The organism is Flavobacterium sp. (assembly GCF_028712645.1).
In the GTDB taxonomy this organism is placed as follows: domain Bacteria; phylum Bacteroidota; class Bacteroidia; order Flavobacteriales; family Flavobacteriaceae; genus Flavobacterium.
Window position 1 is genome coordinate 1 of the sequence record NZ_JAQTPQ010000142.1, and the last position, 9,039, is coordinate 9,039.

7 protein-coding genes and 1 pseudogene are annotated in these 9,039 nt (G+C 33.1%); 1 reads left to right on the forward strand and 7 read right to left on the reverse strand.

Annotation, left to right across the window (positions count from 1 at the left end; translation table 11 throughout):
• From ligA to rpsF, 6 genes are all read right to left on the reverse strand, one after another.
• On the reverse strand, window positions 1-1,479 hold a 1,479-nt coding region (ligA, locus tag PHC28_RS11540; protein WP_300100346.1), incomplete at its 3' end, for an NAD-dependent DNA ligase LigA.
• A 73-nt stretch (window positions 1,480-1,552) separates the two neighbouring features.
• On the reverse strand, window positions 1,553-2,026 hold the full coding sequence (locus PHC28_RS11545; protein WP_300100350.1) for a DUF6495 family protein: 474 nt from the start codon (window positions 2,024-2,026) through the stop codon (window positions 1,553-1,555).
• A 96-nt stretch (window positions 2,027-2,122) separates the two neighbouring features.
• The gene (locus PHC28_RS11550; RefSeq protein WP_300100353.1) at window positions 2,123-5,278 is read right to left on the reverse strand and encodes a TonB-dependent receptor; all 3,156 of its coding nucleotides are present in this window, start codon (window positions 5,276-5,278) and stop codon (window positions 2,123-2,125) included.
• A gap of 96 nt (window positions 5,279-5,374) precedes the next feature.
• Entirely contained in the window at window positions 5,375-5,815 is a 441-nt protein-coding gene (gene rplI, locus PHC28_RS11555) for a 50S ribosomal protein L9 (RefSeq protein ID WP_300100356.1), read from the reverse strand.
• Between the two features lie 65 nt (window positions 5,816-5,880).
• On the reverse strand, window positions 5,881-6,177 hold the full coding sequence (gene rpsR / locus PHC28_RS11560) for a 30S ribosomal protein S18 (protein WP_007138295.1): 297 nt from the start codon (window positions 6,175-6,177) through the stop codon (window positions 5,881-5,883).
• A gap of 5 nt (window positions 6,178-6,182) precedes the next feature.
• Window positions 6,183-6,524, reverse strand: coding sequence for a 30S ribosomal protein S6 (gene rpsF / locus PHC28_RS11565; RefSeq protein WP_103806287.1), 342 nt, complete (start codon window positions 6,522-6,524; stop codon window positions 6,183-6,185).
• Window positions 6,525-6,689: 165 nt separating this feature from the next.
• Between rpsF and PHC28_RS11570 the strand changes: the two genes are divergently transcribed.
• Window positions 6,690-7,385, forward strand: coding sequence for a LytTR family DNA-binding domain-containing protein (locus tag PHC28_RS11570; protein WP_300100363.1), 696 nt, complete (start codon window positions 6,690-6,692; stop codon window positions 7,383-7,385).
• On the opposite strand, the pseudogene priA reads toward PHC28_RS11570, so the two are convergent.
• Window positions 7,382-9,039, reverse strand: a pseudogene (gene priA, locus PHC28_RS11575) (primosomal protein N'); the annotation flags it as partial. The gene PHC28_RS11570 and the pseudogene priA overlap by 4 nt on opposite strands.

A 9,039-nucleotide genomic window follows, 5' to 3' on the forward strand; every position in this document is an offset into this window, starting at 1 on the left:
GTTTACCAAATTTTCTGCCGATTTTTGAGCCATTCTTTCCAAAGGTAAAATTTGTTCGACTTTCAATTCATACAAATCAGCATAATTATGAACCAATCCATTATTGAATAACAAAGCTACTGTTTCTCCACCAAGACCTTCAATATCCATTGCTTTTCTCGAAATATAATGCTGAATTCTTCCAATAATCTGTGGAGGACAACCGTAAAAATTTGGACAATAATGATTGGCTTCACTTTCACCACGAATTAATTCCGTATTGCATTCTGGACAATGAGTTATATATTCCGTGGGTACTGAATTACCAGAACGCTGACTCAAATCTACAGCAATAATTTTCGGGATAATCTCCCCTCCTTTTTCCACAAAAACGGTATCACCAATGCGAATGTCTAACTTTTTGATTTGATCAGCATTGTGCAAAGAAGCTCTTTTTACAATAGTTCCAGCCAATTGTACTGGCTCTAGGTTTGCAACTGGAGTTATAGCTCCCGTTCTTCCCACTTGATACGAAATCGAATTTAATTTTGTAGAAACTTGCTCCGATTTGAATTTATAGGCTATTGCCCAGCGAGGTGACTTGGCAGTAAAACCTAATTCCTCTTGTTGCTGGAAGTTATTCACTTTTATTACAACTCCATCAGTTTCATAAGGAAGATTGTGCCTGTGGATATCCCAATAATCAATAAATTCAAAAACCTTTTCTAAACTATGAGCTAATTTGGATTCTTTTGGCACTTTGAAACCCCAATTTCTAGCGGTTTCCAAGCCTTCGATTTGCGAATTAAAAGGCAATTTATTTCCAATGATAAAATACAACAAACAATCCAAAGGTCTTTTAGCAACCTCTGCACTATCCTGTAACTTCAAACTTCCGGAAGCAGTGTTTCTTGGATTCGAATAAGGTGTTTCTCCAATTTCGATTAATTCCTGATTCATTTTTTCAAATCCCACAAAAGGAAGAATGATTTCACCCCTCACATCAAATTTATCTGGAAAATTCCCTTTCAATTTTAAAGGAATCGATTTAATGGTTTTAATATTATTAGTTACATTGTCTCCTTGAACCCCGTCACCACGCGTTACAGCACGAATTAATTTTCCATTTTCATAAGTTATGCTAATCGATGCACCATCGTATTTCAATTCGCAAGTATATTGCAAATCAACATCGCCTAAAACTTTCTGAATTCGAACTTCACAGTCCAATAACTCTTCTTTAGAATCAGAATTATCTAAGGAATACATCCGATGGTCGTGTTTTACTGTTTCGAAATTTTTTGTAATTGCACCTCCCACACGTTGTGTTGGCGAATTTTCATCAAAAAATTCTGGATGTAAATTTTCTAATTCTTGAAGTTGTTTTAATTTTTGATCAAATTCAAAATCCGTAATTATTGGCTTGTCTAAAACATAATAACTATAATTATGTTGATTTAATTCCTCTCGTAATTTTTGAATTGTATTTTGAATATCCATAGAAAAAAATTGGCTATTTTAGCTTTTAAAATAAAAGACTAAAATAACCAATTTAATAGAATAAACGATATAATTAAGATTCAATAATTGAAATTAATTGTTTGAATAAATGTCCGTCGCTTAAAATTGCTCCTTGCTGAATTAATTCAAAAATAGAAGTGTTTCTTTCCTCGGTAAACACTTTTTTTCCTGTTTTAATTTCAATTGTTTCGGTAAACAAATTATCACTCAACCATTGCAATCCTTCTTTTGTCAAAAAATTAATCTCAGGAACCAATGATTTTAATACAATAGATTTTATATCAGTTTCAAAACATTGAAAAAGGAAAATATGGTTTTTTGAATAATGTTCTAAATATTCAGACCTGCCCAAAACGCCTTCCCAAACCAAATCGGAGAAAACATCCAATTCCTGCTCAGCTACTTCAGGTTTTCTGGATTTAATTTCGTCCCATTCTGCTTTATCAATAGATTGTGTTGCTAGAAAAGTACTGAATTCCTTATTCAATTCTTCGAATTGCTCTTTGGTTAATCTTGTGTATTTCACTATAAATTTAGGTTTGAGATTTAAAAAAATACAGACTTTCTAATCAAAAAAAAGCCCTCTCGAATGAGAAGGCTAATTTAAAACTTTTATGCTTTATTAGAAAATATATCTCACACCAAATTGTGCTTGCCATCTTGAAACCAAACTAGCATCATAATTGAAAGTTTTTGTTTGTGAACCGTTAAAAGTATAAGTTGGAACATTTCCTGTTACTGATACACCTATTGGTTGTACACTCGTTGGAACTTGTACTAATCCCCAGTCAGAGTTCAATAAATTTCCTATATTCAACACATCAATACTGAATTGAATAGTGTTCGTTTTATTTGAAGTAGAAGAAATTTTAAAGTTGTAATCTTGCATAAATTTAACATCCCATTTCCCTCTCCAAGGTGACAAAGCACCATAGCGTTCAGCATATTGTCCTCTTCTTCCATTCAAATAACTATCTTGTTTGATGTAATTATCAAGAGCTACACCTTGACTTGCGCCACCTGTGAAATTCATCCCACTAATTTGTGCGGTTGTTGGAATAAAAATCAAATCATTTCCTCCTGAACCATCATTATTGATATCGCCACCATAAGTATAGCTAAAACGCCCACCTTGAGCATATTCGAAGAAAGTAGAAATAGTTGTTGCCCATTTATCATTAGAATATTTCCATTTTTTTGAAGCTACACCAATGAATCGGTTTTTATCACCATATTTAGAATTAGAAAGAACATCATCATTTACATTTCCTAAAGCTGGGTTAAAATTAAAGGCATCTCCAGTAATTTCTGCTTCGATAGAGTTAACATCCAAAGATTTCAAATAGTTATAAGCCAAACTTGCATATAATCCATTTTCAAATGTTTTTTGAATTTTTACAGAAGCATTTAAAGCACTTCCTTTTTGAGAATTTGTTAAAACATAAGCGTGAGATGGTGCTGGAAAACCAAAATCTGTCCAAACACCGTGATCAGCATCACCGTAAATTGCTCTGCTATCAGCTCCAACTAAACTTGAAGTAGGTTTTTTTATACCCCAATCTTGAACGTGAACTGCGTTTATATCTTTGTTATAGGACACATCAACAGTTGCTATAAAATCATTTTTAAATCTATGGTCAAATCCTAAACTTGTTCTAAAAACTTGAGGAAATTTAAAGTTTCTATCAACAACTTCATAGAAAAAAGGGTCAATTCCGCTTACTTGATTTCCTATCCAAACAAAAGGAAGTTTTCCTGTAAAAATTCCTGTTCCACCACGAAGTTGCGATGTTCTATCTCCATTGACATCCCAATTGAAACCAAATCTTGGTGACCAAAGTAGTGCATTTCCAGGAAGTTTTGTAGAATCAAAATGCACAACATCACCACTTTTTGGATTATAGTAATCAATAGTAGGCAAATATCCTTCTGAATTATCAGTATCAATAAATTTTTGAATTAGTTCTGATGTATTAAAATATAAAGGTTTGTCAGCTCTTAAGCCTAAAATCCATTTGAAATTATCGTTAATACTAAACTCATCTTGCATATAAAATGCTAATTGTCCAACAGTTGTTTCGGATAAATTCCACCCGCCATCTTTTCCTGCTTCAATATTACCTCTTGAATCGAATGTGGCTTGAGCTGCAGCTAATTGAGCTGCATAATACCCGTTTGTTATGTTATCTGTAAAACCTGCCATATCAGTACTTCCAAAAACATCAAAACCGTAACCTTTAAGATTAAATGAATTTTTGAATTCAAATTTTTCGAATGAACCACCCAAAGTGATATTATGCTTTCCTACAATATAGTTTAAGTTATCCGTTATCTGAAATACTTTTTGGTCTAACTTATTGTTGATAGAAAAAGGTTCGTGACCTGCAATAATATAAGGCGATCCATCTTTTGTAATTGTTATTACTGGAGCTGGTGCAGAAAATGGATTTCTAAAATCATTAAAATGAGTGTAACCCGCTTGCAATTTATTAGAAACAGATTCGCTAAATTTTGAATTCAATTCCATTAAAAATGAGTCTAATTTATTATTCATTTGATAACCAGAATTGGCAAATTGAATTGTATTAAGGTCTGGTCCTCTTCGAAATATAGCCGTTGGATGTGCTGGTTTATCTTTTGAAGCATCTAAAAAATTATAAATTACTGCTAATTTATTATTGTCATTAATATTCCAATCTAATTTTATGATTCCTTTACTTGAGTTAGAATTATGTGTAAATCCTTGGTAAGCACCCGTGTCATAACCCAATTTTCCTAATTCTGTAGACACATAAACTAAATCTGTAGCCAAGACTCTTGATTCATTTACGTCAGTAGTAGCGTTTCCATCATTGGCAACAACGCTTGAACCCAAATCACTTCTTTGATCAATTTCGTAATTTCCAAAAAAGAATAATTTATTTTTAATGATTGGACCACCAATACTAAATCCAGCTTGCGATTGAGTTAATGACGGAACGAATATTTTTTCTCCTTTAACTTTACTCCCTGTCAAATCTTGATTTCTATAGAAAGCATAAGCTGTTCCGTGAAATTCATTTGTGCCTGATTTTGTAACTGCATTCACTGATGCACCTGTAAATCCAGACAATGTCACGTCATAAGGAGCGGTTGCCACCTGAATTTGATCAATAGCATCTAGTGAAATAGGATTGGAATCTGTTTGCCCACCTGGAGTTGCTGCATCTAACCCGAAAGGATTATTGAATACTGCTCCATTTAAAGAATAATTATTATATTGATCGTTTCTACCTCCAAAAGAACCTCCACTTGCAGTTGGTTCCATACGAGTAAAATCAGCTGTTGATCTAGAAATAGAAGGCATTGATGCTAATTCTTTTCTTCCAATTGTGGTTTCAGCTCCTGTTCTTCCACTTCCGAAAACTTTACTTTTAGAAGCCGTAATCACTACCTCCTCCAGTTTTTGGCTTTCGTCTTTGAGAAGTATATCAAGGCTAGAAACCTTTCCTAAATCAAGGTAAACATCATTAAACTCCTGAGTTTGATACCCGACAAAAGTAACGACAATCTTGTAGGGTCCGCCGATTCTCATATTGAGAATATTAAACCTTCCATCAGCATTTGACAATGCAGAATATTTAGATCCAGAAGGCGTATGAACTGCCTGAATAGTAGCTCCAGGAAGTGACTCAAAATTGGAACCCTTCACAATTCCTTTAATACTTGAAGTTGTAGTTTGCCCTATCATTGAATAAAGGCCAAATACAAGAAAAAATAAAGTAAAAATCTTTTTCATATATTTTGATTTTAGTTAGTAGGTAAATTTAGACAATAAAAAAAGCCACTCAATTGAGTGGCTTTTTTTTTATAAACAAAATGTGTTAACAAAATGTTATTTCTCTGCTATTATTTCATAAGCTAATTCAACTACAACATCTCTGTGCAATCTGATGCTTGCAGCATATTTACCAGTACGTTTTACGATACCGCTAGTGATAAATTTTCTTTCGATAACTTGACCAGCTTTCTCTAAAGATTCAGCGATATCAATATTAGTAATCGAACCAAAAAGTTTTTCACCACCTGCTTTTGCGAAAATTTTAATTTCAAGTGCTTTTAAAGTTTCAGCCAATGCTCTTGCATCTGCAACCACTTTAGCTTCTTTGTGAGCTCTTTGTTTTAAGTTTTCTGCTAATACTTTCTTTGCAGATGGAGTAGCCAATTGTCCAAAACCTTGTGGGATTAAATAGTTACGACCGTAACCATTTTTAACATTTACCACATCGTCCTTAAATCCTAAATTTTGAACGTCTTTTTTTAATATAATTTCCATGTTGTTGTCCTTTTGTTATTAGAAGTTAGTCCCGCTGTTGCGGGACAACAACTTTATTTTTAATATTATTTTAGTAAATCTGCCACATACGGCATTAATGCTAAGTGACGTGCTCTTTTTACAGCTACTGACACTTTTCTTTGGTATTTCAATGAAGTACCTGTTAAACGACGAGGAAGAATTTTTCCTTGCTCATTAACAAATTTCAATAAGAAATCGGCATCTTTATAATCGATATATTTGATACCTGATTTTTTGAAACGACAATACTTTTTAGTTTTGTTAGTTTCTATGTTTAAAGGAGTAAGATATCTGATATCTCCGTCTTTTTTTCCTGAAGCAGATTGTTGTAATGTTGCCATGATAATTAAGCTTTTTGAGATTTAAGTTTTGCTCTTCTTCTTTCAGCCCAAGAGATAGCATGTTTGTCAAGACTTACAGTTAAGAAACGCATAACTCTTTCGTCACGTCTAAATTCAGTTTCAAAAGCAATAAGAACTTCGCCTGCTACTTTGAATTCGAATAAATGGTAAAAACCAGATTTTTTGTTTTGGATTTCATAGGCCATTTTTTTAAGACCCCAATCCTCTTTAGATACCATTTCAGCTCCACGGCTAGTAAGAAAATCTTCAAATTTGCTTACTGTTTCCTTCACCTGAACTTCAGATAAAACGGGATTTAAAATGAAAACAGTTTCATAATGATTCATAAATTTTTATTTAAAATTAATTTGGGCGCGAAAGTAATCATTTATTTTTAATAACCAAACATTATCTAACTTTAATCGTCATAATGCAAAAAAAACCGATTAAGATTAGGTTTTATAAAAAACATACAATACTTTTACTGTCCCGAATCTTTAATACTTAAAACTATGAAACTAAATTGTGTCGTTGTAGATGATAGTTCTATTCAAAGAATGATCATCACAAAGTTAGTAAATAATCACCCAAATCTTCATTTGATAGGTGATTTTTCAAATGCAATTGAAGCAAAAGGTTGTATGACCATACATAATGTGGACTTAATCTTTTTAGATATTGAAATGCCAGTTATAAGTGGTTTCGATTTTTTGGATGGTTTAAAAAACAAACCTCAAATTATCTTTATTACATCAAAAGCAGAATATGCTATGAAAGCATTTGACTATGATGCTACCGATTATCTTCAAAAACCAATAGCAATTGATCGATTTAATGCTTCTGTAAAAAGAGCCATCGATTTACAAATGCTAAAATCAGAAATCCACGAAGAAGATGGTGATTACATTTTTATTAAAAGCAATCTAAAAAAACTAAAAGTCTATACTTCTAAAATAAAATGGATTGAAGCTTTTGGCGATTATGTAAAAGTAGTTACCGAAGAAGATAGCAATTTGGTTCTTTCAACAATGAAATCTTTTGAAAATGATTTATCAAAAGACAAGTTTGTTAGAGTTCACAAATCCTACATTATTAATATAGACAAAGTAGAGCGTTTCAATAGCCGATTTGCCGAAATTGGAATCACAAAAATTCCGCTTAGCCGACATAAAAAAGAAGACCTAGTTAGAGCTCTAGCTATCAACTAATAAAAATCAACATTCACGGTCACTTTTATTGACCTATATTGTGCAACTGCCTCAAAACTATTCAGCATTTTCTGGATAGTTTTTTTTGTGCCTTGCAACGACTGATTTTGGGGAATTTTTATCATTATAGTTCTAATGTATTCATTGCGTATTCTGGAAATCGGCGGTTCTTCTGGTCCAAGAACAGGAATCGTCAAATTTTGCTGCATCACTTGGTACAACCACATCGATCCTTCTTTGAGTTTATCAAAATCTCGATGTTTCAATGTCAATTTTATGAGTTTAAAATAAGGAGGATATTTATAGATTTGCCTTTCATATAATTGTTCGTTATACATTCCCAAATAATTATTTTGAACTACTTGTTGAATGGTATTGTGATCTGGATTATAAGTCTGAATAATTACTTTTCCACGTTTTTCTGAACGACCTGAACGACCTGAAACCTGCGTCATCATTTGAAAACTTCTTTCGAAAGCCCTAAAATCAGGATGATACAACATATTATCAGCATTCATAATCCCAACTAAACTCACATTATCAAAATCCAAACCTTTGGCAAGCATTTGCGTTCCTACAAGAATTTCGATTTCCCTATTCTTGAAACTATCAATGATTTTCTCAAAGCCAAATTTCCCTCTAGTGGTATCCTGATCCATTCGCCCGATTTTTGTATTTGGAAATAATTCTACTAATTCCTGCTGAATCTGTTCGGTTCCAAAGCCTTTTGTTGTAAGATGAACACTACCACAAACGTGACAATTTGTTGGTTTCGCCATCGAATAGCCACAATAATGACAACGCAATTGATTTTTATGTTTATGATAAGTTAAACTCACATCACATTGCGGACATTGCGGCACGTGTCCACAAGTCAAGCATTCAATGATTGGCGAATAACCCCTACGATTTTGAAATAAAATAACTTGTTCTCCCAATGATAAAGCAACAGTGATTTCCTCGATTAAAGTATCGCTAAAATGACCTGACATTTTCTTGCGGAAATATTTATCTTTTAAATCCACCAATTCAATTTCAGGCATACGAACATTGCCATATCTTTCAAAAATTTCAACAAAGCCGTATTTTCCTGATTGAGCATTAAAATAAGTTTCCATACTTGGCGTAGCTGAACCCAACAACACTTTTGCTTTAAAGCTGTTTGCCAAAACTATCGAAGCATCACGAGCGTGATAACGAGGAGAAGGATCTACTTGTTTGAAAGTCTGCTCGTGTTCTTCATCGACAATGACCAATCCCAAGTTAGAAAATGGCAAAAATAAAGCCGATCTCGCTCCAATAACAATCTGTGCTTTTGGAGATTGTGCCAATACTTTTTGCCACACTTCTACCCTTTCGTTGTTGCTGTATTTCGAATGAAAAACCGCTACTTTATTGCCAAAATAATCACGTAATCTTCCCACAAGTTGAGTTGTTAGGGCAATTTCAGGCAATAAATACAGGATTTGTTTTTCTTCCTTTATATATTCTTCAATGAGTTTGATGTAGATTTCAGTTTTTCCGCTGGAAGTAACTCCGTGCAAAAGACAAACTTCTTTCTGTATAAAATTTCGCTTAATTTCTTCCAAAGCCGTTTGTTGCGCTTGGCTTAATTTCAATTGTTATTCCTTTGTTTTTCCAGAGAAATTAACAC